This window comes from Glycomyces sp. TRM65418 (genome assembly GCF_019710475.1).
In the GTDB taxonomy this organism is placed as follows: domain Bacteria; phylum Actinomycetota; class Actinomycetes; order Mycobacteriales; family Micromonosporaceae; genus Glycomyces.
The window spans coordinates 1-22730 of the sequence record NZ_JAJFAX010000007.1; the positions used below are offsets into that span (position 1 = coordinate 1).

Sequence of the window (22730 nt, forward strand, 5' to 3'; positions counted from 1 at the left end):
CCGGTGGAGAGCGGTGGACCGCCGGCTTGAGCGGGCCGGCACCGGCCGCTGCGACGCCTGCCGCGTCGCCGATCCAGCCGCAGCACGCCGGAACCCGCGATGCCGTCCCGTGTCTCCGGAACAGCGGAAGGGCCCCCGACCGGTGTCCCGGTCGGGGGCCCTTCCGCTACTGGTGGCAGGTGCAGGATTCGAACCTGCGAAGTCGAAGACGGCTGATTTACAGTCAGCTCCCTTTGGCCACTTGGGTAACCTGCCGTGGCGTGTAGCGAGAGCAAGAATAGCCCCTCCCCTCCGGGGCCGCGCAAGCGGGTTCTCCCCCGTTGAGACCGCGTTCACTGCCGTCCGCTCCGCAGTCGCGCGACCCGGTCGGCGGGGCCGGACTAAGCTTGACGATCGCGCCCCTGGGGCCGTGCCTCTGACACTGCGCCCGTGAACAATGGAAGGACCGGACTGCCATGGCTGACGCCTCGTTCGACATCGTCTCCGAGATCGACCTGGCCGAACTCGACAACGCGATCAACCAGGCCCAGCGGGAGCTGGGGACCCGGTTCGACTTCCGCGGTACCGGCGCGAGCGTGGAGCGCAGCGGCGACGAGGCGGCCGTGATCGCCGCCGAGACCGAGGACCGCGCCAAGGCCGCGCTCGAAGTGCTCAAGGAGAAGCTGATCAAGCGCGGCATCTCCCTCAAGGCCCTCGACGCGGGCGAACCGCGCCAGTCGGGCAAGGAGACCAAGATCGACGTGACCTTCAAGCAGGGCATCTCGACCGAGGACGCCAAGAAGATCGGCAAGATCATCCGCGACGAGGGCCCCAAGGGCGTCAAGCCGCAGATCCAGGGCGACAAGCTGCGCGTCACCGGCAAGAAGCGCGACGACCTCCAGGAGGTCATCAGCCTGCTCAAGGGCAAGGACCTCGACGTGGCGCTCCAGTTCACCAACTACCGCTGATGGACCGCGACCCCGTTGTCACGATCGCGGCACTGACCCTGATCCTCGTGGTCGGGTCCGTGGCGGTGGCCGTGGCCGCGCGCCGCGCCGACCGCCGCGCCGCCGGGACGGGGACCACGTCACCGCCTCCGGTCGGGGCGGGGCCGGTCCGCGAAGGCCCGTGGACGCTCACACTGGAGAGCGTCGGGCCGAAGCTGATCCCGGTCGTCAGAGAACTCAGAGCGATCACGGGCCTGGGGCTCGCCGAAGCCAAGGGCTTGACCGATCGCGTCCCGTCGACCGTGCTGGCCGGCGTCGACCACGCCGCCGCGACCGCCGCCCGCGACCGGCTCGCCGCAGCGGGCGCGGCCGTGCGGATCGCCCAGGGCTGAGTCACGGCGCGAGCCGGTGGGTGAGGCCGGTGTGGCGTTTGCCGGTGCCGGAGTTGCGCACCGCGGCCGCGAGCGCCTGCTTGGAGCCGACGAGCACCACGAGCCGCTTCGCGCGCGTGATCGCCGTGTAGATCAGGTTGCGCTGCAGCATGGTCCACGCGCTCGTGGTCACCGGGACGACGACGGCCGGGTACTCCGAGCCCTGCGAGCGGTGGACCGTGACGGCGTAGGCGTGGACGAGCTCGTCGAGTTCGGCGAACTCGTAGTCGACGTCCTCGTCCTCGTCGGTGCGGACGGTGAGCTGCTGGGCGACCGCGTCGACGGCCTGGACGAGCCCGACCGTGCCGTTGAAGACGCCCGCCTTGCCTTTGCCGTAGTTGTTGCGGATCTGGATCACCTTGTCGCCGAGGCGGAAGACGCGGCCGCCGTGGCGGCGTTCGGGCAGGCCCTCCTGCGCGGGCGTGAGCGCCTCCTGGAGGCGGGCGTTGAGGTTCCCCGCGCCGGGCCCGCCGCGGTGCATCGGGGTGAGGACCTGCACGTCCCGCACCGGATGGAACCCGAACTTCGCGGGGATCCGGCGGGCCACGATCTCCACCACCCGGTCGGCGACGAGCTCGTTGTCGTCGCACGCGAACCAGAAGAAGTCGGGGTAGCCGTCGAGGACGGGGAACTGCCCCTGGTTGACCTTGTGGGCGTTGGCGACCACACCGGATTCGGCCGCCTGCCGGAAGATCCGCGTCAAGCGCACCCGCGGGACCGCGGGGGCGGCGAGGAGGTCCCGCAGGACCTCCCCGGCGCCGACGCTCGGGAGCTGGTCCACGTCCCCGACGAGCAGCAGGTGCGCGCCGGGCGGGACGGCCTTGACGAGCTTGTTCGCGAGAATCGTGTCCAACATGGATGATTCGTCGACCACGAGCAGGTCCACGTCGAGGGGGCGGTCGCGGTCGTAGGCGGCGTCGCCGCCGGGCCGCAGCTCGAGCATCCGGTGCAGGGTGCGGGCCTCGAAACCGGTGAGCTCGGCCAGGCGCTTCGCGGCGCGGCCGGTGGGCGCGGCCAGCATGACCTTGGCGCCCTTGGCCCTCGCGAGGGCGACGATCGAGGAGACGGTGAAGCTCTTGCCGCAGCCGGGCCCGCCGGTGAGCACCGCGACCTTCTCGGTCAGGGCCAGGCGCACGGCCTCGGCCTGCTCGGGGGCGAGCTCGGCGTCGGTGCGCCGCCGCAGCCACGCGAACGCCTTGTCCCAGTCCACGTTCGCGAACGCGTCCAACCGGTCGTCCCCGGCGCGCAGGAGCCCGAGCAGCCCGGCGGCGAGGCCGCGTTCGGCGTGGAAGAACGGCGCGAGGTAGCGGGCCGGGACGTGGGAGTCCTTCGCGGGCACCTCGTCGGCGATGACGTGCTCGCCCGCGTCCGCGAGCTCCTGCAGCGCCTTCGCGACCGGCCCCGGTTCGAGGCCCAGGAGCGCGACGGTGTCGGCCACGAGGTTCGGGGCCGGCAGGAAGCAGTGCCCGGCGTCGGACGCCTGCGAGAGCGTGTACTGCAGCGCCGCCTTGATCCGCTCGGGCGAGTCGTGCGGGATGCCGACCGCGCGGGCGATCGCGTCCGCGGTCTTGAACCCGATGCCCCACACCTCGTTCGCGAGGCGGTACGGCTCGTTCTTGACCACGCCGATCGCGGCGTCCCCGTACTGCTTGTACACGCGCACGGCGAGCGAGGTGGAGACCTCCACGGACTGGAGGAAGACCATGACCTCCTTGATCGCCCGCTGCTCCTCCCAGGCGGCCGCGATCGCCTCGGTGCGCTTGGGACCGAGCCCGGGCACCTCGGCGAGCCGGCCGGCGTCCGCGTCGATCACCTCGAGCGTCTCGGCGCCGAAGTGCGCCACGATCTTCGCGGCGGTCTTGGGTCCGACCCCTTTGATGAGGCCGGACCCCAGATACCGCTCGATGCCCTGGACCGTGGCGGGCAGGACCGTCCGATACGACCAGACCTCGAACTGGCGGCCGTACTTCGGGTGGCTCGACCACCGGCCGGTCAGCGACAGCGACTCGCCGACCTGCGCGCCCAGGAGCGGACCGACGATCGTGATCAGGTCGCCGCCGCCGCGCGCCGGGCTGGCGCGGGCGATCGTGTAACCCGTGTCCTCGTTCGCGTACGTGACGCGTTCGAGGACCGCCTCGAGGTCCGTCCCACCGGTCCGGGGTTCCGCCATGGCCCAAGGCTAGACGGCGGGTACGTCAGTCCTTTCGGTCCTGGTCCGGCTCGTCGGCCAGCACGAGCTTGTGCGTGGCCGTGGGCGGGTCGTCGGTGCCCTCGACGGCGTTCGACGGCAGCAGCCGCCAGTCCGGCCGCGCGAAGAACGCCTTCGTCTCCCGGTACACCAGCGGCGTCAGGATCAAGAGGCCGATCAGGTTCGGCAGCGCCATGAGGCCGTTCGCGATGTCCGACAGGCCCCACAGCAGGTCGAGGCTGGTCACCGCGCCCAGGTAGGTCACGAGGACGTACAGGATCCGGTAGGGGAGGATCAGCGTCCGGCCCGTGAAGCGCTCGAGGCACTTCTCGCCGTAGTAGGACCAGCCGATGATCGTCGAGAACGCGAACGTGGCCAGGCCGACCGCGACGATGAAGCCGCCGATCGCGCCGCCCGTCGTGCCGGACCCGCCGAGGCCCTCCTCGAACGCGAGCCGCGTCAGCGCCGCCGAGGTGACGAGCTCGCCCTCCTCGTCCTGCGCGCCGAGGACGCCCGTGGAGATGATGACCAGGCCGGTCAGCGAGACGACGATGATCGTGTCGATGAACGTCTGCGTCATCGACACCAGCGCCTGGCGCACCGGCTGGTCGGTCTTGGCCGCGGCGGCCGCGATGCCGCCCGTGCCCAGGCCCGACTCGTTCGAGAAGATGCCGCGCGCGAAGCCCATCTGGATGGCCAGCATGATCGTCGAGCCGGTGAAGCCGCCGACGGCCGCGCCGCCGGTGAACGCCTGCTCGAAGACCATGACGAGGGCCGTGCCGAGCACGTCCCAGTTGAACGCGAGCACCGCGAGCGCGCCGAGCACGTAGAACACGATCATGAGCGGCACCAGCGCGGCCGCGACGTTGCCGATCCACTTGATGCCGCCGAGGATCGTGACGCCCACGAGCACGAAGATCACCAGGCCGGTCAGCTCGGGGGTCCACCAGGAGTCGGCGGGCAGCTGCGCGTCGAGGGCGCTCGTGACGTTCCCCGACTGCACCGCGTTGCCGATGCCGAAGCTCGCGACGACGCCGAACACGGCGAACATGATCGCCAGGACCTTGCCGAGCGGGCCGCGGATGCCCTGCGAGAGGTACTGCTGCGGGCCGCCGGACTGCTCGCCCTTCTCGTTCGTGACGCGGAACTTGACGCCCAGGAGCGCCTCGGAGTACTTGGTGGCCATGCCGAGGAAGCCGGTCACCCACATCCAGAACAGCGCCCCGGGGCCGCCGATCGCGATCGCCGCGCCGACGCCGCCGATGTTGCCCACGCCCACCGTGGCCGCCAACGCGACCGACAGCGCCTGGTAGTGGCTCAGGTCCCCCTTGGACTCCGAGTTCTCCTTGCGCTTGAACAGCGCGAGCCACAGTCCGTAGCCGAGGCGGCGGAACTGCACGCCTCGCAGCACGATGGTGAAGATCAGGCCCACGGCGAACAACGTGAAGATGAGGATGGGGCCCCACACCACGTCGACGACGGAACCCACGGCGGACCCGTACCGCTCGTTCAGTCCGTCCGCCCAGGACTGGATGGCCTCTGTCACGGGATCGAGGAAGTCCATGAAGTCCACATGCTCCTTTCAAGGGGGTATACGCGGCGAAAGGCAGTGTGCTACCGCGCCCGAAGAGCATATAGGTGGATTGTCGGGGCCGGCCGGTACGGTGTGGCGATGAGCGAACGATGGTTTGAAGGGCCCCTCCTCGGCTTCGACACCGAGACGACCGGCGTGGTCGTCGACCGCGACCGGATCGTCCAGGCGGCGCTGGTCTCCGGGACCGGCGGCGCCCGGGTGCCCGGCGGCGAGACCGCGAGCGTCTGGCTGATCGACCCCGGCGTCCCCATCCCCCCGGGGGCCACGCGGGTCCACGGCATCACCGACGAGCGGGTCCAGGCCGAGGGCCGCGCCCCGGCCGAGGCGCTCGCGGAGATCGCGGCGGCGCTGCGCGGGGCCGTGGAGGGCGGGGTGCCGGTGGTGGTGTTCCGGGCCGGGTTCGACTGCACGATGCTCTCGTACGAGCTGGAGCGGCACGGGATCGCGCAGCCCGACTGGCAGCGCATGGCGATCGTGGACCCGTCGGTGCTCGACAAGCGCGTCGACCGCTACCGCAAGGGCAAGCGGACGCTCGGCGTGACGGCCGCGCACTACGGGGTGCCGCACGCCGAGGCGCACTCGGCGGCGGGCGACGCGGCCGCGACCGTGGCGCTGGCGCGGGCGATCGGCGCGATGTACCCGGAGGTCGGCGACGTGACCGCGCAGGAGCTGCACGCGGCGCAGGTGCGGTGGCACGCCGAGGACGCGGCGAGCCTGGAGGCGTACTTCCGCCGCAAGGGCCGCGAGGAGGCGGTGGACCGGCGCTGGCCCCTGTGCCGCTGACACGGAACGAGGCCCCGATCCTTCCGGATCGGGGCCTCGTTCGCAACGTTCGGCGGCCTAGTGGCCCTCGGCCTCGGCTTCGGGCTCGTAGTACTCGCGGTCGGCGGCGTCGACCGGCGGGGCGATCGGCAGGTCGACCTCGACCTCGGTGCCGTCGGAGAAGAGGAAGGTGACCCGGACGGCCTCACCGGTGCGCAGCTCCTCACCGACGTTCTCGATCAGCAGGTGACCGCTGCTCTGGGCGCTCTGGTCGAGGCGCACGTAGTCGCCGACGGCGATCGGGATCTCGAACGAGGTCTCGCCGTCGAGCGCGTCGGCTCCGCTCGTGGGGGCCTCGGACGTGGCGTCCCCTGCGGGGGCGCTCGTCTCCCCGCCGTCGGGAGCGCTCGTCTCCTCATCGGTGGGGGTGCTCGTCTCCTCCGCGGCGGTGGTCGGCTCGTCCGGGAGGGCGGTCGGCTCCCCGGTCGGCGTGTTCGCGTCCGCCGTGGGGGTCGCCTCGGACTCGGCGCTCACGTAGGTGACGGTGCCCGCGTCGGTCTCGACGCCGACCAGGCTGACCTCTTCGGTGCCCTCGTTGCCGATCCAGACCCGCAGGGCCGCGTCGTCGCCCGTGTCGTAGCCCCCGGCGTCGTCGAATTCGACCGCGAGGTCGCGCAGAGCCAGGTCGTCCTTGTCGACGTTGACCCCGGCGATGGCGCTCTGCTTCTGGTCGGTCTGGGTCTCCAGACCCGCGCCGCATGCCGACAGAGCGGCCGCAGCGGCCCCCGCGATCGCGATGGCGGCCGCGCGACGAACCGTGATCGCCGTGCTGATTCCCCTGACCACTGCTGGTCCTCCCTGAGTTCCGACAGGCATGCTGACGACAGCGTAGACGACGAGCACCGCTGGTCGCTCTTGGCCGGGCGCGCGGCGAGCCCTGCGTCTCATCCCGACGCTGCTACCGCTCGGATCAATTGCGCGCCAACGATATTACCGAACGATCGAATCATCGGAGCAGGTCGTCGGCGCGCCGACGCCGGCCGCGCCCCGCCCCGTGCCGTACCGCGCCGGAGCGGCGCGAGGCGCCGGACACACCGGAGCGACCCAGGCCTCATTTGCCTCCTCCGCGCGCCGCCCGGAAGCCCAAGGTGCCGTAGAGTAATCAGTCACATACCAATTGACCAGGGAATTCGTGGCGATCCGCTGTCGGGGAAAACCCCGATGACGTGTTAGGCTAGACACAGCGAAAGGGGTTTCGATCCTATGGGTTTTAGTGTCGGCGAGACCGTTGTCTACCCCCACCACGGGGCCGCACTCGTTGAAGCTGTAGAGACTCGCGTCATCGGTGGTATCGAACAGGAATACCTCGTGCTGCGCGTCGAACAGGGTGACCTCACGGTCAAGGTTCCAGCCAAGAACGTCGAGCTCGTCGGCGTCCGGGAAGTCGTCGGCGCCGAAGGCCTCGAAGAGGTCTTCGAGGTGCTGCGCGCCCCCCACACGGAGGAACCCACCAACTGGTCGCGGCGTTACAAGGCCAATGTCGAGAAGCTCGCCTCCGGCTCTCCGCTGAAAATAGCAGAGGTCGTCCGGGACCTGTGGCGGCGTGACCGCGAACGGGGTCTGTCGGCCGGGGAGAAGCGCATGCTCTCCAAGGCCCGCGAAATCCTCACCGGCGAGATCGCCCTCGCCGAGGACTGCGTGAAGGACGAGGCGGACAACATCCTCGACAAGGTCCTGCTCCAGGAGGCCCCGGTCAAGTAGCCGGCCCTCCTCAGCGAACCGCACCAGCGTGAGCTTCGATCACAGTGTGGACTCCCACGACAGCGTGAGTTCCCAGGACGGCACGCGTTCCAGCGAACGCGCCGGTCCCCATACGCCCTTCGTCGTCGGGCACGGCAGTGACGTGCACCGATTCGACGACGAGCAGCCATGCCGCCTCGCCTGCCTCTCCTGGCCCGGCGAGGCGGGCTTGGCCGGGCACTCCGACGGCGACGTGGCCGCCCACGCGGCCTGCGACGCCCTGCTCGCCGCCGCCGGCCTCGGCGACCTGGGATCCAACTTCGGCACCGCCCGCCCCGAATGGGCCGGCGCCTCCGGGGCCGCGCTCCTCGCCGAATCCGCCCGCCGCGTCCGCGACGCCGGCTGGTCGGTCGGCAACGTGTCCGTCCAGGTCATCGGCAACCGCCCCAAGATCGGCCCGCGCCGGGCCGAGGCGGAGGCCGCCATGGCGGACGCCGTCGGCGCACCCGTGCGGCTGTCGGCCACCACCACCGACGGCCTGGGCTTCACCGGACGCGGCGAGGGTCTGGCCGCGACCGCGGTAGCGTTGCTGTACCAGCACTGATCTCCGTTCGGAAGTAATCCCATGGACTCAGACCCCGACCGCCGCTCCGTCGCCGAGCACCTCCAGCGCGCCGAGATGATGTACGAACTCGGCCAAGTGCCCGACGCGCGAGCCGAAGTCGACGCCGCGCTGCGCGTCGACCCCCTCGACCCCGACGCCAACGCCATGGCCGCCGCCTGCGCGCTGGCCGAGCACGACCCGGACGAGGCCCTCGTCTACGCCGGGGCCGCCCTCGCCCACCGGCCCGACCACTCGCGGGCGATGATCACGCGCGGCTACGCGCTCGCCGACGCCGGACGGCGCGAAGAGGCCCTGCAAGCCGCCGCGAGCCTGCTCGACCTCAACCGGACCTCCTGGCGCCACCACATCCACTACGCGCTCATCACCCGCCGCGCCGGCGCGGGACAGCCCGCCCTGGACGCCGCGTGGAACGCCGTGAACCTCGCCCCCGAAGAACCGCGCACCCACATGGCCCTCGCCGCCATCGCCGAGAACCTCGGCATGGACGACCTCGCCAAGCGCTCCCGGCAGGCCGCCGCGGAACTCGACCCCGAGGGCACCGACGGCTCGCCCGCGTTCAAGCTCGCGTTCGACATCGCGTCCCAGCTGCCGCCCGAGGCGCGCCGCGCCCCGCGCCGGTGGGTCGACGCCGACCGGGACGACCCGCACTGGCGCCAGAAGATCTACGGTCCCGGGCTCTTCAGCGGCGCGCTCGGCCGCTCGATCCTGCTCGGCCTCGCCGTCGTCTTCGCCGTCCCGGCCCTGCTCGGCACCGACATCGCCACCGGCCCGCGGCTGTTCTTCGCCGTCATCGCCGTCGGCGCCTGGGTGGGATGGTTCACAGTTCTGCGGCGCCACCGCAACCCCGAGTGACCTTTCGCGCGCGGCGCTCGTTAGTCCTTCACCACGATCTTTGGAGGACGAGCAAGTGACGACGTGCTGGGTTCCCGGGGCCGACGAGAGTCCCTACAACATCCACAATCTCCCCTTCGGGGTCTTCTCGACCGCCGACGAGACGCTGCCGCGCATCGGCGTGCGCATCGGCGACCAGATCCTCGACATGTACAAGGCGGTCCTCTCGGGCGACTGCCAGACGTGCGCGACCTGCGCCGCCCTGCGCGACCCCGCCCTCAACCGGCTGCTCTCGCTCGGCAAGGAGGCGTGGCGGCAGGTCCGGGCCCAGGCGCAGGAGGCCCTCACCGAGTCGAGCATCCAAGAGGTCGCCACCAACTGGCTCACCCCCGTCAGCGAGGCGATCATGCACGCGCCGCTGCTGGTGACCGACTACGTCGACTTCACCATGCGCGCCCCCCACTCCGACCGGTACTTCCCGCGCGCCTCCAACGGCCGGGCCTCGACGCTCCTGCCCTCCGGGATGGAGCTCGTGCGCCCCAGCGGGTACCGCCGCGGCGACGACGGCCTGCCCGTGTTCGGGCCCACCCGCGCCCTCGACATCGAAGCCGAGGTCGGCTTCCTCATCGGCGGCGAGTCCGAGATCGGCCGGCCCGTGTCCCCCGACGCGTTCGAGGACTACGTCTTCGGCGCGGTCCTGCTCAACGACTGGACCGCCCGCGACTTCGCCGAACTCGAGACCGACGGGCTCGGCCCCGTCGCCTCGAAGTCCTTCGCGACCTCCATGAGCGCCTGGGTCACCCCGATCGAGGCCCTCAACGCCTCCCGCACCGCCGCGCCGGAACCGAACGCCGACATGGCCTCCTACCTGAAGGAATCGGACCGGTACGGCTTCGACCTGCGCCTGAACATCGAAGTGAACGGCGTCGCCGTCGCCGGAGCCAACTTCGCGGAGTCCCACTGGACCCCCGCGCAGCAGCTCGCGCAGCTCACCGCCAGCGGCGCGATCCTGCGCCCCGGCCTCCTGTACGGCTCGGGCGAGGCCGCGACCGGCCAGTTCCGGCTCGAGAACGGCGACATCGTCAAAGTCACCGCGACCGCCCCCGGCCCGCGCGGCACCACCATCGCCCTCGGCGAAGTCGAGACGCGGGTCCTCCCGTCGATCACGTGAACCGGACCGGCCGGAGCCACCGAGGTGGCTCCGGCCGGGAACGGGACGTCGAAGACGGGTGCTAGACGAGGACGGTCTTCGCGCTCGGGACGAGCTGCGCGATCAGCTCGACCTCGACGGGGGCGCCCAAGGGCAGCTCCGCGACGCCGACGGCGCTGCGGGCGTGCTTCCCCGCGTCGCCGAAGACGTCACCGAACAGCTCTGAAGCGCCGTTGAGGACCTTCGGCTGGCCGGTGAACCCGGGCGCCGAGGCCACGAAGCCGACGACCTTCACGATCCGCTCGACCTGGTCGAGCGGGACGATCGAGGCCACCGCCGCGAGGCAGTTCAGACCGCAGATCCGGGCCAGGTCGTAGCCCTGCTCCGGATCGACCTCGGCGCCGACCCTGCCGACCGCGGCGAGTTCGCCGTCGACCATCGGCAGCTGGCCCGAGGTGTACACGTAGTCCCCGGAGCGGACGGCCGGCTGGTAGGCGGCCAACGGCGGGACGACCGTCGGCAGCGCGAGCCCGAGGCGCTCCAACGCCCCGTCCACATCCGCCACCGCTACTGCTCCTTCTTGCGCTTGAAGTACGCCACGAGCTGCTCCGAGTTCTGGCCGGGCAGGACGGTGACCAGCTCCCAGCCTTCGTCCCCGAAATTGTCGAGGATCATCTTCGTGTTGTGGATCAGCAGCGGCGCGGTGAGGTACTCCCATTTCTCCATGCGCCCACAGTACGGCGTCTTGATTCCCCCGCGACGCACCGCTACGCTCAGAGTGCGTCGCCTCCCCGAATGCCGCAGCCGCAGGCTGCACCACTCGAAACAGGGAGTTCCCGTGTCGTCAGACACTGCGGCTCAGCCGCCACAGACCGCATCCCGCCAGTCCCCGCGGCCCACCGAGGGACACGCGCCGGCCGACGACCCGAAGCGAACGGACGCACGGCCCCCCGAACACCCCGGCCCCCCGGACCGCTCCAGCCGCGTGTGGGCCTGGGCGACCGCCGGCGCGGCCATCGCGTTCTGCGCGGCCCTCGCCTTCGGCGCGATGCGCCTCTACGTGGACGTCGGCGAGGTCGCCGACTCCCCCGAACGCACCGTCGACGCGTTCCTCGAAGCGCTGCTCGACCAGCGCGACGCCGACGCCGCGGCCGCCTGGCTGTGCGAGGACAAATCCGACCGGGACCTGAGCGAGGCCGTCGCCGCCCTGTCCTACATCGACGACGCGGGCGAGTTCCGCTGGGGCGACGTCGCCGAGACCGGCCGCTCCGTCGGCGCGGCCACCGTCACCGCCGACATCCGCGTCGGCAGCGGCGACGACACCTTCTCGTCCCCCACGACATGGGAGTTCTCGCTCGTGGCCGAGCAAGGCGAGCCGCAATGGCTCATCTGCAGCATCACCGCGGAATGACTAGACTCCGATGAATGACTGCCTCTGCGCCCCCGGTGCCGCGCCTGCACATCGTCACCGGGAAGGGCGGCACCGGGAAGACCTCGGTCGCCGCCGCGCTGGCACTGGCGCTGGCCGGCCCGGGCAGGCGGGTCCTGCTGGTGGAGGTCGAAGGACGCCAAGGCATCGCGCCGCTGTTCGACGCCCCCTCGCTGGGTTACCAGGAGCGGCACCTGGCCGCCGGACTCGACGGCGGGGAGGTCTTCGGGCAGTCCGTGGACGCCGACGAGGCGCTCCTGGACTACCTCACGCTGTTCTACCGGCTCGGATCGGCCGGGAAGGTCCTCCAGAAGTTCGGGGCGATCGACTTCGCGACGACGATCGCGCCCGGCCTGCGGGACATCCTGCTGACCGGGAAGCTCAAGGAGGCGGTCTCGCGCGCCGAGTCGGGCCGGATGGCGTACGACTCGGTGGTGCTCGACGCGCCGCCGACCGGCCGGATCGTGCGGTTCCTGAACGTCACGGTCGAGAGCGGACGGCTGGCGAAGACCGGCCCCATCGGGAAGCACTCGCGCTCGGTGGCGCGGCTCCTGCACTCCTCGCTCACCGCCGTGCACCTGGTGACGACTCCGGCGGCGATGCCGGTGCAGGAGACCGTGGACGCGCACAGGGAACTGCTCGCCGCCGACCTCCCCGTAGGGCACCTGGTGCTCAACCGGGTGGCCGCCGCGAAAGCCGTCGAAGTCGACCACGCTGAGATCGCCGCGGGCCTGACCCGGGCCGGACTGGCCGCGGACGAGACCCTGGTCGCGGGCCTCATGGAGGAGTACGCGGCGGCGCGCCACGAGATCGAGGCGGTGGACGCCTACCGGGACCGGCTGGAGCGCCTCGGCCGCCCGGTCGACGAGCTGCCGCTGCTGCCCGAGGGGGTCGACCTGTCGGGCCTGTACCAGTTGGCGCGGGAACTGCGGCCGAGCTTCGCCGGCGCGCGGCGGCCGCTGAGCGGAGGCACCGATGCGGCCTGACACCATGCGCCCCACTGCCGCCACCCCCGGCGGCGTCCCTGAACTCGATGTGGACGCCCTCTTGGGCGACAAGGAAAAACACGTGATCGCCTGCTGCGGCTCGGGCGGCGTCGGCAAGACCACGACCGCGGCGGCGCTGGCGCTGCGCGCGGCCGAGGTGCACGGACGGCGCACCGTGGTGCTCACGATCGACCCGGCCCGGCGGCTCGCGCAGTCGCTGGGCATGGAGGCGCTCGACAACACCCCGAAGTCGGTCGCAGCGGTGCAGGGCGGTTCGCTGGACGCGATGATGCTCGACATGAAGCGGACGTTCGACGAGGTCGTGGCCTCCCACACGAGCGCCGAGCGCGCGGCCGAGATCTTCGCGAACCCGTTCTACCAGGCGGTGTCCTCGACGTTCTCCGGCACGCAGGAGTACATGGCGATGGAGAAGCTCGGCCAGCTGCGCGCCACGGGCAAGTGGGACCTCATCGTGCTCGACACCCCGCCCTCCCGCTCGGCCCTCGACTTCCTCGACGCCCCCGCCCGCCTGGCCCGCTTCCTCGACGGCCGCATCATCCGCCTCCTCTCGGCCTCGACGCCGGGGGCCCGGCGGTCGATGCTGTCCCTCATGGGCGCGAGCGCCGCGGTGTTCACTCGCGTGTTCAACAAGGTCCTCGGCGGGCACCTGCTCACCGATGTAGCGGAATTCACGGCCAGCCTGGAGGACACCTTCGGCGGCTTCCGCAAACGCGCCGAGGCGACCTTCCGGGCCCTGCAGGACGACCAGACGTCATTCCTGGTCATCGCGGCCCCGGAACCGGCAGCGGTGGGCGAGGCGGTGTACTTCACCCGGCGGCTCACCGAGGAGCGGATGCCGCTGGACGGCATGATCCTCAACCGCCTGACCCCGGTGGCTGCGAGCCTGTCGGCGGAACGGGCCCTCGGCGCGGCGGCCGCGCTGGAAGAGGCCGACGCCGACGACCCTGTGGCCGCGGTGCTGCGCACCCACGCCGACCTGGCCCGGCGCCGAGCGGCCGAGGAGCGGGTCGCGGCCCGGTACGCCGCGGCGTGCCCCGACGTGCCGCAACGGTGGGTCCCGGCGCTCGGGGTCGAAGTCGTCGACTTGGACGATCTCCGCGCCTTCGGCGCGGCGGCCGCCGGCGCGTTGCCGTCTGAGTGAGGTGCGGGCGGACCGCTGGTTGCGGTCCGCCCGCGATCTCCTCGCGAGGTGTGCCTGTAGGAGCCGCGCGCGGGTGCACCCGCGCGCGGTCTTCGGGGGCGGCTCCCGGGATGCCCACTTCGCCGCCGGTCCTACAGGCACCGGTCCGCCGCTCCGCGCTTCCACCTCCACCGGCGGAGCAGCCGTTTTTTCAATCAACCATCACATGTCCGCGATGTGCCGCCAAGGACTGTTTTTCGACCTGTGGATAACTTTGCGAATGTCGCTTATGTTGCCTGGTGGCATGGGGAAGGGTTTTCCACAGGGCATGAAAACGCGCCCGAGACGGCTTCGCCGTCCGGGCGCGGTGGTCTTCCTGTGCTCGTGCTGGTCGCCGGTAAGACGTTCACGTTCACCGGTATCCGGCGCCTGCTCTTGCGAGCGCTCCGCTGCTCATCCTCCAAGGCCACTTCGAACACCGCCCTCCATGAGCGGACGTCGGCGTGCTTGCGCAGCAGCGCCCTTCGTTCCCTCTCGGTCATGCCACCCCAGACGCCGAACTCGATACGGTTGTCGAGCGCGTCCGCGAGGCATTCCAGCCGGACCGGACAGCCTCGGCACACCTTCTTCGCATTGTTCTGCTCCGCCCCTTGGACGAACAAGGCGTCAGGATCACCCTCCTGACACAGCGCCTTGGTCGTCCAGTCGATCAGCAGTCCCATCTGCATGACCTCCCCGTGAGATCTACCCTTCATACCCCCCGACGACTACATTCGAGTGATCCTTCGATCACGCAACGTCGCCGTCAGAACGGACCCTACACCTCTTGTAAGTGTTTGACTACTCTCCGAGACGAAAATCGGACTTTGCGGGACGGCTTCACCCCTACGGCTCACTACGCGATGGCGACTCGCGATAATAACGATTCCGATACGAGAGCATCTCGTCTTCCGGATTGCGGCGTATGCATGCAGGGAACCTGAATCGACGTGGCCGACGCGCTGATCGCAAGCGCTCTCAGCTGGGCCCGCGCCCCGTCGGTCCGACCGGCCGACACTGTCGGCGAGTCGCTGATTCGGCATTTGCACACAGCCGCTCCCGCAGTTTCCGAAGTTCGTTCTAATCTGAGGCGGTGGAGACCTTGAAACGCGACCGGAGTCCCCTTGGGGATGCCATAGCTCTGCTCGTCTGCGGCATCCTCGCCGGAGTACTCGCGGCCGCGGCCGCCTTCCCGCTCGTCGGGCTCGCCGGCCTCGTGACCGAGGACAGCGTCGCCTCGTTCGAATCGCTGCCGACGGAGCTCACCAAACCCACACTCCCGCAGACGTCTTACGTGTACGCTTCTGACGGAGAGACACTCATCACCTCTTTCTACGAGGAGAACCGCCGCGAGGTCACCCTCGAGGAGGTCTCCCCAGTCATGATCGACGCGCTCCTAGCGGCCGAGGACTCGAAGTTCTACGAACACAACGGGGTCGACTGGGCCGGGATCATCCGGGCCGCCGTGGCGAACCAGGGCGGCGACTCCCAGGGGGCGTCGACCCTCACCATGCAGTTCGTACGCAATACCCTGATCTACTCCGCTTCAACCATCGACGAAGTGATCGCCGCGTCGGAGGACACGTACGAGCGCAAGCTCCGAGAAGCTCGGTACGCCATGGGCATCGAGGAGACGATGTCCAAAGAGGAGATCCTGCAGGGCTATCTCAACGTGATCTACCTCGGCAACCAGGCGTACGGGGTCCACGCCGGCTCCTACACCTACTTCAACAAGCCGCCGAGCGAGCTCACCACCGCCGAGGCCGCGACGCTCGCCTCGCTGCCGAAATTCCCCTCCTTCGCCGACGGCCTGCTCGACGGCGAGGGTGACGACAGCGACATCATCGACCGCCGCAATTGGATCCTCGACCGCATGGTCGGTCTCGACATGATCACCCAGGCCGAGGCCGACGAGGCGCAGGAGCAGCCGCTGGGCCTGAACCCCCGCCCGGTCCGCAGCGAATGCGTCGACGTCGCCACCCCGAACTGGGGCTTCTTCTGCGACTACTTCAAGGACTGGTGGGCGAACCAGGAGGTCTTCGGCGAGACCGAGCGCGACCGCCTCAGCCTGCTCAAACGCGGCGGCTTCAGGATCGTCACCAGCCTCGACCCCGCCCTCCAAGAGGCGGCGATGGACGCCATCCACGACGAGATCGACGACGACGACCCGCGCGCCCTCGGCTCCGTGACGATCACGCCGGGCACCGGGCACGTCCGCTCCATGGCGGTCAACCGCGTCTACAGCCTCGACCAGACCGAGAACGGCGAACGCTCCGACGGGGACGACTCCAAGCCGTCGAACTACCCGAACACGACCATCCCGCTGCTCAGCGGCAATGAGCAGGTCTCCGGTTACCCGGCGGGCTCGACGTTCAAGATGTTCGTCATGCTGGCGGCGCTGGAGCAGGGCTGGCCGCTCAAGACGGCCATCCCCTCCCCCAGCCAGTACGCCTCCCGCCTCTACTTCGACGAGACCAAGCAGCCGGCGTCCTGCAACTACCAGGTGGACGGCAAGTGGCCCTGGTGCCCGTCGAACGACGGCAACTGGTCCTCGTCCCCGCTGAACATGTGGGGCATGTTCGGCCGCTCCTCCAACACCGCGTTCGTGCAGTTGCAGGAGCTCGTGGGCACCAGCGCCGCCTTCGACGCCGCCAAGCGAGCCGGGATCGACTTCTACTCCGAAGGCGGCGTCAACGACGCCCTCGCGCACGACAACGTCGACGGCTACGGCGTGTTCACGCTCGGGTTCGACCCCACCACTCCGCTGGAGATGGCCGAGGCCTACGCCACCGTGGCGGCCAAGGGCCTGCACTGCGAGCCGCTGCCGGTCACGCAGATCATCAAGGCCGACGGCGCGGAGTGGACTGAAGCGGTCGCGCCGAAGTGCGACCAGGCCTTCTCCGAATCGGTGGCCCTGGCCGCGGTGAGCGCCGCCCACTGCCCGGTCTACGACAACGCCGACAAGACCCGCTGCTCCGGCGGCACGGCCCGCGAGGCCGAGAGCATCGACCGGCCCGTCATCGGCAAGACCGGTACGGCCAACAACGACCGCTCCTACTGGTTCATCGGCTCGACGCCCAACGCCACCACGGCGACCTTCGTCGGCGACCCCGACAACTCGTCCAACGACGGCATCGCGTCGAACTTCCACGACGAGGTCCGCTCCGCCGGCGTCAAGACGCTGAAGGCCGCGTACAAGGACCTCGAAGAGCAGTCCTGGCCCGCGCCTTCGGACAAGATGGTCAACGGCGACGACCTGGTGTCGATCCCCTCGATCGGCTGCATGGACCCGGACGACGCGCGCTCGCGGGTCGCGAACGCCGGCTTCGAAGCGTCGATCGCGTCCGGTCGCTTCAACTCCGACTGCAAAGAGGGCCAAGCGTTCTCGACGTCGATCACCGGTTCGGCCCCCAAGGGCAGCCCCGTCTACATCCTCATCTCGAACGGCTCCGATCACCAGGAGGAGGAAGAGGACGAGGAGGAGCCCGGCGGCACGACGCCGCCCGACCGGGACTGACCGCAGTACGCGCGGCGGCCGCGGCCCGCTCCCCTTCGGAGGGAGCGGGCCGCGGCCGTTCCGCGGACGGGCGGTCGCAGGACGGGCCGCAGCCGCGCGGCAGGCGGACCTGCGGCCGCGCCTCGAACGGCCGCATCGGTCCGCTTGGGGCGCAAGGATTCCCGGCCCGTCCGGGTCCTCCTCGGCGTGCCGCGGCCGTGCTCGGAACGGGTTGCGGGCCCGCGCCGATCGGCGCGGGCCCGCGGTTTCCTTTGGGAGGAAGGAAGTCGGTCAGTCGGCCTTCGGCATGACGAGCGTCCCGGGTTCGACGCGGTCGGTCGGGGTGCGGTCCTCGTGCTCGCGGTCCTCGTAGAGGTGGTTGCCTTCGCGGAGCCGGCCGTCGCGGATGGTCACCGCCCGCTGGGCGCGGTCGGCCACCTCGTGGTCGTGGGTGATGATCAGGATCGTCAACCCCTCGTCGTGCAGTTCGTCCAATGTGGCCATGATCGCGTCGGCGGTCTTCGAGTCCAGGTTGCCCGTCGGCTCGTCGCACAGCAGCAGACTCGGTTCGGCGGCGAGGGCCCGCGCGATCGCCACGCGCTGGCGCTCACCGCCCGAGAGCGTGGTCGGCAGCGCGTCCAACCGGTGCGAGAGCCCGACCAGTTCGAGTTTCTCCCGCGCGATCTGCCGCCGCTTGCGGCGCGGCACCCCTTGGTACACCAGCGACATCGCGACGTTCTCCGTCGCCGTCCGGTGCGCCATCAAGTGGAACGCCTGGAAGATGAACCCGATCTTGTCCGCCCGCAGCTGGGTCCGGTGGGACTCCTTCATCTTCGAGGTGTCGTGCCCGTCGAGCCAGTACGTGCCCGCCGTCGGGGTGTCCAGCAGCCCCAGGAGGTTCAGCAGGGTCGACTTCCCCGACCCCGAGGGGCCCACGATCGCCACGTACTCGCCGTCGTCGATGCGCAGCTGGACGGGTTTGAGGGCCTCCACCGGCGGCGGCCCCGGATAGGTCATCCCGACCCCGTCCAGCTCGATCAGCGCATGCGGCCCCTCGGCCGCCGGCGGAGCGTCGGCCACGCGCGCGAACACCGCGGTGTCGTCGCCGTCCGCTGGGCGGCCGCCCGCGTCGGCCGCGTTCACGGTCGGCAGGATCATGGTGGCGTCGTCTTCGGTCACGTCACCAAGACGCCGGAAGCGGCGCCGGGGGTTGCACGCGGAGGCGCATCGGGGCTCAGAACGCGAAGTCCGCCTGGACCGGGCGATGGTCGGAAGCGGTCGCGTCGAGCACGTCTGAGCCTGTGGCCTGCACTCCGCGGTACAGGACCTGGTCGATTCGCGCCATGGGCGCGTCTGCGGGCCAGGTGAAGCCGAAGCCGCTGCCGGCCTCGGCGTGCGCGGAGGCGAGCTGGTAGGTGATCGGTGCGAGGGAGCGGTCCTGCACGGTCCCGTTGAGGTCGCCGGCCAGGATCACGTTCTCGAGCGGCTCGTCGGCGATGGCCTCGCCGAGGAGCGAGGCGGTCTCGTTGCGCTGCTCGGAGGTGAAGCCCTCGGCGTTCACCCGCACCGAGAGGAGGTGCGCGACGTAGAACGCCACGGACTCGCCCTCGATGTCGACCGCGGCGCGGAAGGCGCGGGGCCAGCCGAGGTTGAGGTCCACTTCGGCGGAGTCGAGGACCGGGTAGGTCGACCAGAGCGCCACCGTGCCGTAGGAGACCGAGTACTCGTACCGGTCGGCCAGCCTCTCGCCCCAGTCGAGGCGCTGCTCGTCGGTGAGCTCGACCAGGACGATCACGTCGGGGCCGGCGGCGAGGAGCGAGGCCGCGGTGCCCTCGGTGTCGGCGTTCTCAGCGTTGACGTTGTGGGCGACGACGCGGAAGTCGCCCTCGCCGACGTGCTTGTCGGGCAGGAGCCCGCCGTACATCTGGAACCACACCAGGGCCGGCAGCAGCGAGCAGGCGATCGCGAGGGGCCGGCGCCGGATGGCGGCGAGGAGGACCAGGGGCGGGACGGCCAGGCCGAACCACGGCAGGAACGTCTCGATGAGGCTGCCGAGGTTGAACCAGGCGTTGGGGATGAAGCGGTGCAGGAGCAGGATCGCGGCCAAGAGGAGCGACGCCGCGATCACGGCCCCGCTGAAGATCTTCCCGCCCGTCGAGGATCGGCTCACCCGCTGCCCGCCCTTCGTTGTCCGAGTTGCGCTGTCGTCCGTTGCCGGGGTTTCGACAGACTAGTCGCAGGGTGCCAGGAACGCCGAACGCCGGGTCTGTGTCAGACCCGGCGTTCGTTCTCGCTGGCGGTGGCGGTGGGATTTGAACCCACGGTTGAGGGTTACCCAACACTCGCTTTCGAGGCGAGCTCCTTCGGCCGCTCGGACACGCCACCGCCGAAAAGGTTACAGGACCGCCGCGACGCCGGCGCGGTGGGGACCGGCGATCCGGCTCACAGCCGGTCGCCGCGGATACATGGGATGTTTATGAGAAGCTGAGTCCATGACTGCACACATCTCCGCCGAGCCGGGCGACATCGCCGAGAGCGTCCTCCTTCCCGGGGACCCCCTGCGGGCGAAGTGGATCGCCGAGACCTTCCTCGACGACGCCTCGTGCTACACCGAGGTCCGGAACATGTTCGGCTTCACCGGCACCTACAAGGGCCGCCGCGTGTCGGTCCAGGGCACCGGGATGGGCCAGCCGTCGGCCTCGATCTACACCCACGAGCTGCTGGACGTGTACGGCGTGAGGACCGTGGTCCGCGTGGGTTCGGCGGGCGCGATCCACGATGACATCGAGCTGCGGGACGTGGTGGCCGGGATCGGCGCCTCCACGAACTCCTCGATGAACCGCATCCGCTTCAACGGGGTCGTCGACTACGCGCCCGTGGCCGACTTCGGCCTGCTGCGCGCCTCGGTGGACGCCGCGGCCGCCCGCGGCGTCAACCTGCACGTGGGCCAGCTGTACTCCTCGGACACGTTCTACACCGACGCGCCCGACGTCGAGTCCAAGCTCGCCGACTACGGCATCCTCGCCATCGAGATGGAGGCCGCGGCGATCTACACCCTCGCCGCGAAGTTCAAGGCGCGCGCGCTGGCGCTGTGCACGATCTCCGACCACATCCTCAAGGGCACCGAGCTGCCCGCTGCCGACCGCCAGGAGTCGTTCTCCGAGATGGTGGAGATCGCGCTGGACGCGGTCACCGCCGAGTAGTCCCGGGACGACGCGGGGCCCGGCTCGTGTGCGAGCCGGGCCTTCGCGCTACCCGGCGGCGGCGGGCGTGGCGAGGGCGGCGGCGAGCTCGGCCTCCAGGTAGGGGCCGAGGGTCGCGGCGTAGGTGTTCGTCAGGTGCGCGTCGTCGCGGTAGACGAGGACGTTGCCGACCACCGGCGGGCAGGTCTCGGCCTCGCAGATGTAGTCGGTGAAGTCGGCCTTGTGCACGCCCTCGGGGACCTCCAGGTCCTCGAACGCGCTCGCCTCGTAGTAGGCGTCGCGGTCCACGCTGCACTCCTCGGAGTCGGGGCCGTGCAGGTCGACGCACAGGGGGATGTCGAAGCGCGGGCTCGGGGTGTCGCGGACGGCGACGACCTCGGCTCCGGTCGCCAGGAGCTGCTCGTAGCGGTCGGTGTAGTCGGGGAAGGTCTCGCGGGCCTCGTAGCCGACCCGGGAGCCGTAGGTGAACACCAGGTCGGGGCCGATCTCGGCGATCTCGTCCACGACCGCGTCGTTCCAGGCGGCGCAGGAGCGGAAGCGCTCCTCGTCGAGGGCCGCCTGGCCGGTCTCGATGATGCAGGCGTTCTTGGTGAACGCGATGACGTGCCAGTTCCGGGACTCGGCGGCGTAGAGCACGGCGGGGAGCCACTGCCAGATCTTCGAGCCGCCGTACATGACGACGGTGGCGTCGGCGGACCCGTCGTCCTCCTCCTCGTCGCCGTCCGCTGCTTCGCCTTCGTCCTCGCCGGCGCTGAAGTCGCAGCGGATCGGCTCGAAGCCGTTCATCGTCTGGTTGCAGTCGTGCGAGAGGGCCGGGTCGAAGTCCTCGGCGGCGTCCAGCGTGGAGGGCGTGAAGTCGGTTTCGGGCACGTCGAGGCCTTCCGCGAGGGCGGCCGCGCCCGGGTAGCGGCCGGGGTCGTGGGCCGCCTCGGCGAGGCGGTCGCGTTCGTAGGCGACGTATCCGCTCAAGGCCGTGTACGAGGCGAGGACGAGCGCCAGGCAGGCCGCGCCGAGCGCGAAGCCGCCGCGGGCGGTCCGCTGGCCCAGCCCCGTGGCGGGGAGGCGCTGCTCGAGGGACCAGCGTGTGGCGGCGGCGAGCGCGGTCGCGCCGACGAGGACGCCGAGGCCGCCGAGGAGCGTGGCGGTCTCGCGGCCGGTGGCGGTGAGGTAGCAGATGAGGATCGGCCAGTGCCACAGGTAGAGGGTGTAGGAGTGGTCGCCGAGCCATTGGGCCGGACGCGTGTCGAGCAGGCGGCCGGCGCCGGCGCCGGGGCTCAGGGAGGCGGCGGCGATGACGGCGCAGCCGGCGCCGACGGGCCAGAGCGCGGCGAGGCCGGGGAACTGGGTGCTCTCGAGGAAGAAGCCGCCGCCGAGGAGGACGGCGACGCCCGCCCAGCCGAGCGCGGCGGCGAGGAACCGCTGCCGGGTGTCGGCGGCGGCGACGGCGGTGCGCAGGCGCGGGAGGGCCAGGGCGAGGAGGCCGCCCGCGGCGAACTGCCAGAGGCGGGCGCGGAGGTCGAAGTAGGCGTAGGCCTGGTTCGCCGCGGTCTCCCAGAGCGCGAAGGCGAACGAGGCGGCGAAGACGGCGGCCAGCGCGGCGGCGAGGGTGCGGCGGCGGCGCCATCCGGCGCGGCGGGCGGTCCAGACGCAGGCGCCGATGAGGATCGGCCACAGCGCGTAGAACTGGGCTTGGACGCCCATGGACCAGTAGTGCTGGACGATGCTGGCGCCGTTGTTGGAGGAGAGGTAGTCGACGGAGTTGCCCGCGAGGTGCCAGTTGCCGTAGTAGAGGGCCGAGGCGAGGATGTCGCCGAGCTGCTGGTTCCAGGTGGCGCGGGGGAGCCAGAGGGCGGTCATGAGCACGGTCGCGGCGGCGACGACGAGGGCGGGCGGGAAGATCCGGCGGACGATGCGCGCGGCGAAGGCGAGGGGCGCGACCGAGCCGGTGCGTTCGACCGAGCGCAGGAGGCTCGCGGTGATGAAGAAGCCGGAGAGCAGGAGGAACACGTCGACGCCGCCGGAGACGCGGTTGAACCAGATGTGGTAGACGGCGATGACGACGATGGCGAGGCCGCGGAGCCCGTCGATCTCGCGGAGGCGCGGCGGCCGTGGGGCGGCGACGGATTCGGCGCGGCCGGAGTCGGCCGTGGTGGCGGTGGCGCTCATGGGGCTCCGGGGTGGCGGCGGGG

General features: G+C 70.7%; 20 protein-coding genes, 2 tRNA genes and 1 pseudogene. 12 read left to right on the top strand and 11 right to left on the bottom strand.

The annotated features are described in order from the left end of the window. Positions 1-170 precede the first annotated feature (170 nt). Positions 171-255, bottom strand: a tRNA-Tyr gene (locus K3N28_RS15900). Positions 256-455: 200 nt separating this feature from the next. On the opposite strand from K3N28_RS15900, the gene K3N28_RS15905 reads away from it, so the two are divergent. Both K3N28_RS15905 and K3N28_RS15910 read left to right on the top strand, forming a co-directional pair. Then, a complete protein-coding gene (locus tag K3N28_RS15905) occupies positions 456-947 on the top strand; it encodes a YajQ family cyclic di-GMP-binding protein (protein WP_228093534.1) in 492 nt (163 codons plus the stop codon). Next, positions 947-1318, top strand: coding sequence for a ribosomal protein L7/L12 (locus K3N28_RS15910; protein WP_228093535.1), 372 nt, complete (start codon positions 947-949; stop codon positions 1316-1318). The genes K3N28_RS15905 and K3N28_RS15910 overlap by 1 nt, the downstream gene beginning before the upstream one ends. A gap of 1 nt (position 1319) precedes the next feature. On the opposite strand, the gene K3N28_RS15915 is transcribed toward K3N28_RS15910, so the two are convergent. Both K3N28_RS15915 and K3N28_RS15920 read right to left on the bottom strand, forming a co-directional pair. Next, positions 1320-3527 (bottom strand): ATP-dependent RecD-like DNA helicase, encoded by a 2208-nt coding sequence (locus K3N28_RS15915; protein ID WP_228093536.1) that lies wholly within the window; start codon positions 3525-3527, stop codon positions 1320-1322. A 25-nt stretch (positions 3528-3552) separates the two neighbouring features. Then, on the bottom strand, positions 3553-5109 hold the full coding sequence (locus K3N28_RS15920; protein ID WP_228093537.1) for a sodium:alanine symporter family protein: 1557 nt from the start codon (positions 5107-5109) through the stop codon (positions 3553-3555). Positions 5110-5217: 108 nt separating this feature from the next. On the opposite strand from K3N28_RS15920, the gene K3N28_RS15925 reads away from it, so the two are divergent. Then, the gene (locus K3N28_RS15925; protein WP_228093538.1) at positions 5218-5922 is read left to right on the top strand and encodes an exonuclease domain-containing protein; all 705 of its coding nucleotides are present in this window, start codon (positions 5218-5220) and stop codon (positions 5920-5922) included. A 57-nt stretch (positions 5923-5979) separates the two neighbouring features. Here the strand turns inward: K3N28_RS15925 and K3N28_RS15930 are convergent, their stop codons facing one another. Continuing rightward, positions 5980-6747 (bottom strand): hypothetical protein, encoded by a 768-nt coding sequence (locus K3N28_RS15930; RefSeq protein ID WP_228093539.1) that lies wholly within the window; start codon positions 6745-6747, stop codon positions 5980-5982. A gap of 417 nt (positions 6748-7164) precedes the next feature. Between K3N28_RS15930 and K3N28_RS15935 the strand changes: the two genes are divergently transcribed. The 4 genes from K3N28_RS15935 to K3N28_RS15950 all read left to right on the top strand — a co-directional run bounded on the left by K3N28_RS15935 (position 7165) and on the right by K3N28_RS15950 (position 10268). Then, a complete protein-coding gene (locus tag K3N28_RS15935) occupies positions 7165-7662 on the top strand; it encodes a CarD family transcriptional regulator (RefSeq protein WP_228093540.1) in 498 nt (165 codons plus the stop codon). A 64-nt stretch (positions 7663-7726) separates the two neighbouring features. Then, a complete protein-coding gene (gene ispF, locus K3N28_RS15940; protein WP_228093944.1) occupies positions 7727-8245 on the top strand; it encodes a 2-C-methyl-D-erythritol 2,4-cyclodiphosphate synthase in 519 nt (172 codons plus the stop codon). Between the two features lie 21 nt (positions 8246-8266). Then, positions 8267-9118, top strand: a complete 852-nt coding sequence (locus tag K3N28_RS15945) for a tetratricopeptide repeat protein (protein ID WP_228093541.1) — start codon at positions 8267-8269, stop codon at positions 9116-9118. Positions 9119-9173: 55 nt separating this feature from the next. Beyond that, positions 9174-10268 (top strand): fumarylacetoacetate hydrolase family protein, encoded by a 1095-nt coding sequence (locus K3N28_RS15950; RefSeq protein ID WP_228093542.1) that lies wholly within the window; start codon positions 9174-9176, stop codon positions 10266-10268. A gap of 61 nt (positions 10269-10329) precedes the next feature. On the opposite strand, the gene K3N28_RS15955 is transcribed toward K3N28_RS15950, so the two are convergent. Together K3N28_RS15955 and K3N28_RS15960 are read right to left on the bottom strand one after the other, a co-directional pair. Further along, the gene (locus K3N28_RS15955) at positions 10330-10812 is read right to left on the bottom strand and encodes a RidA family protein (RefSeq protein WP_228093543.1); all 483 of its coding nucleotides are present in this window, start codon (positions 10810-10812) and stop codon (positions 10330-10332) included. Between the two features lie 2 nt (positions 10813-10814). Then, positions 10815-10973, bottom strand: coding sequence for a hypothetical protein (locus K3N28_RS15960; RefSeq protein ID WP_205325936.1), 159 nt, complete (start codon positions 10971-10973; stop codon positions 10815-10817). Between the two features lie 112 nt (positions 10974-11085). Here K3N28_RS15960 and K3N28_RS15965 point away from each other — a divergent pair, with 112 nt between their 5' ends. The 3 genes from K3N28_RS15965 to K3N28_RS15975 are packed head-to-tail and all read left to right on the top strand — an operon-like array spanning position 11086 to position 13824. Beyond that, positions 11086-11658, top strand: coding sequence for a hypothetical protein (locus K3N28_RS15965; protein WP_228093544.1), 573 nt, complete (start codon positions 11086-11088; stop codon positions 11656-11658). A 14-nt stretch (positions 11659-11672) separates the two neighbouring features. After that, positions 11673-12662 (top strand): ArsA-related P-loop ATPase, encoded by a 990-nt coding sequence (locus K3N28_RS15970; RefSeq protein WP_228093545.1) that lies wholly within the window; start codon positions 11673-11675, stop codon positions 12660-12662. Continuing rightward, entirely contained in the window at positions 12652-13824 is a 1173-nt protein-coding gene (locus K3N28_RS15975) for an ArsA-related P-loop ATPase (protein WP_228093546.1), read from the top strand. The genes K3N28_RS15970 and K3N28_RS15975 overlap by 11 nt, the downstream gene beginning before the upstream one ends. Positions 13825-14261: 437 nt before the next feature. Here K3N28_RS15975 and K3N28_RS23585 read toward each other — a convergent pair. After that, positions 14262-14525 (bottom strand): annotated as a pseudogene (locus K3N28_RS23585) (WhiB family transcriptional regulator); the annotation flags it as partial. Between the two features lie 410 nt (positions 14526-14935). Here K3N28_RS23585 and K3N28_RS15985 point away from each other — a divergent pair. Then, complete coding sequence (locus K3N28_RS15985; RefSeq protein ID WP_228093547.1) at positions 14936-17359, top strand: penicillin-binding protein; 2424 nt, start codon at positions 14936-14938, stop codon at positions 17357-17359. Between the two features lie 270 nt (positions 17360-17629). Here the strand turns inward: K3N28_RS15985 and K3N28_RS15990 are convergent, their stop codons facing one another. The 3 genes from K3N28_RS15990 to K3N28_RS16000 all read right to left on the bottom strand — a co-directional run bounded on the left by K3N28_RS15990 (position 17630) and on the right by K3N28_RS16000 (position 19723). Next, entirely contained in the window at positions 17630-18355 is a 726-nt protein-coding gene (locus tag K3N28_RS15990) for an ABC transporter ATP-binding protein (protein WP_374209807.1), read from the bottom strand. A 217-nt stretch (positions 18356-18572) separates the two neighbouring features. Beyond that, positions 18573-19508 carry an endonuclease/exonuclease/phosphatase family protein gene (locus K3N28_RS15995; protein ID WP_228093549.1) on the bottom strand — a complete coding sequence of 312 codons (936 nt, stop codon included), beginning with the start codon at positions 19506-19508 and terminating at the stop codon, positions 18573-18575. Positions 19509-19632: 124 nt separating this feature from the next. Next, a tRNA-Ser gene (locus tag K3N28_RS16000) sits at positions 19633-19723 on the bottom strand. 107 nt (positions 19724-19830) lie between these two features. Here K3N28_RS16000 and deoD point away from each other — a divergent pair. Next, entirely contained in the window at positions 19831-20541 is a 711-nt protein-coding gene (gene deoD / locus K3N28_RS16005; RefSeq protein ID WP_228093550.1) for a purine-nucleoside phosphorylase, read from the top strand. 48 nt (positions 20542-20589) lie between these two features. Here the strand turns inward: deoD and K3N28_RS16010 are convergent, their stop codons facing one another. Next, entirely contained in the window at positions 20590-22707 is a 2118-nt protein-coding gene (locus tag K3N28_RS16010; RefSeq protein WP_228093551.1) for an acyltransferase family protein, read from the bottom strand. Positions 22708-22730 lie beyond the last annotated feature (23 nt).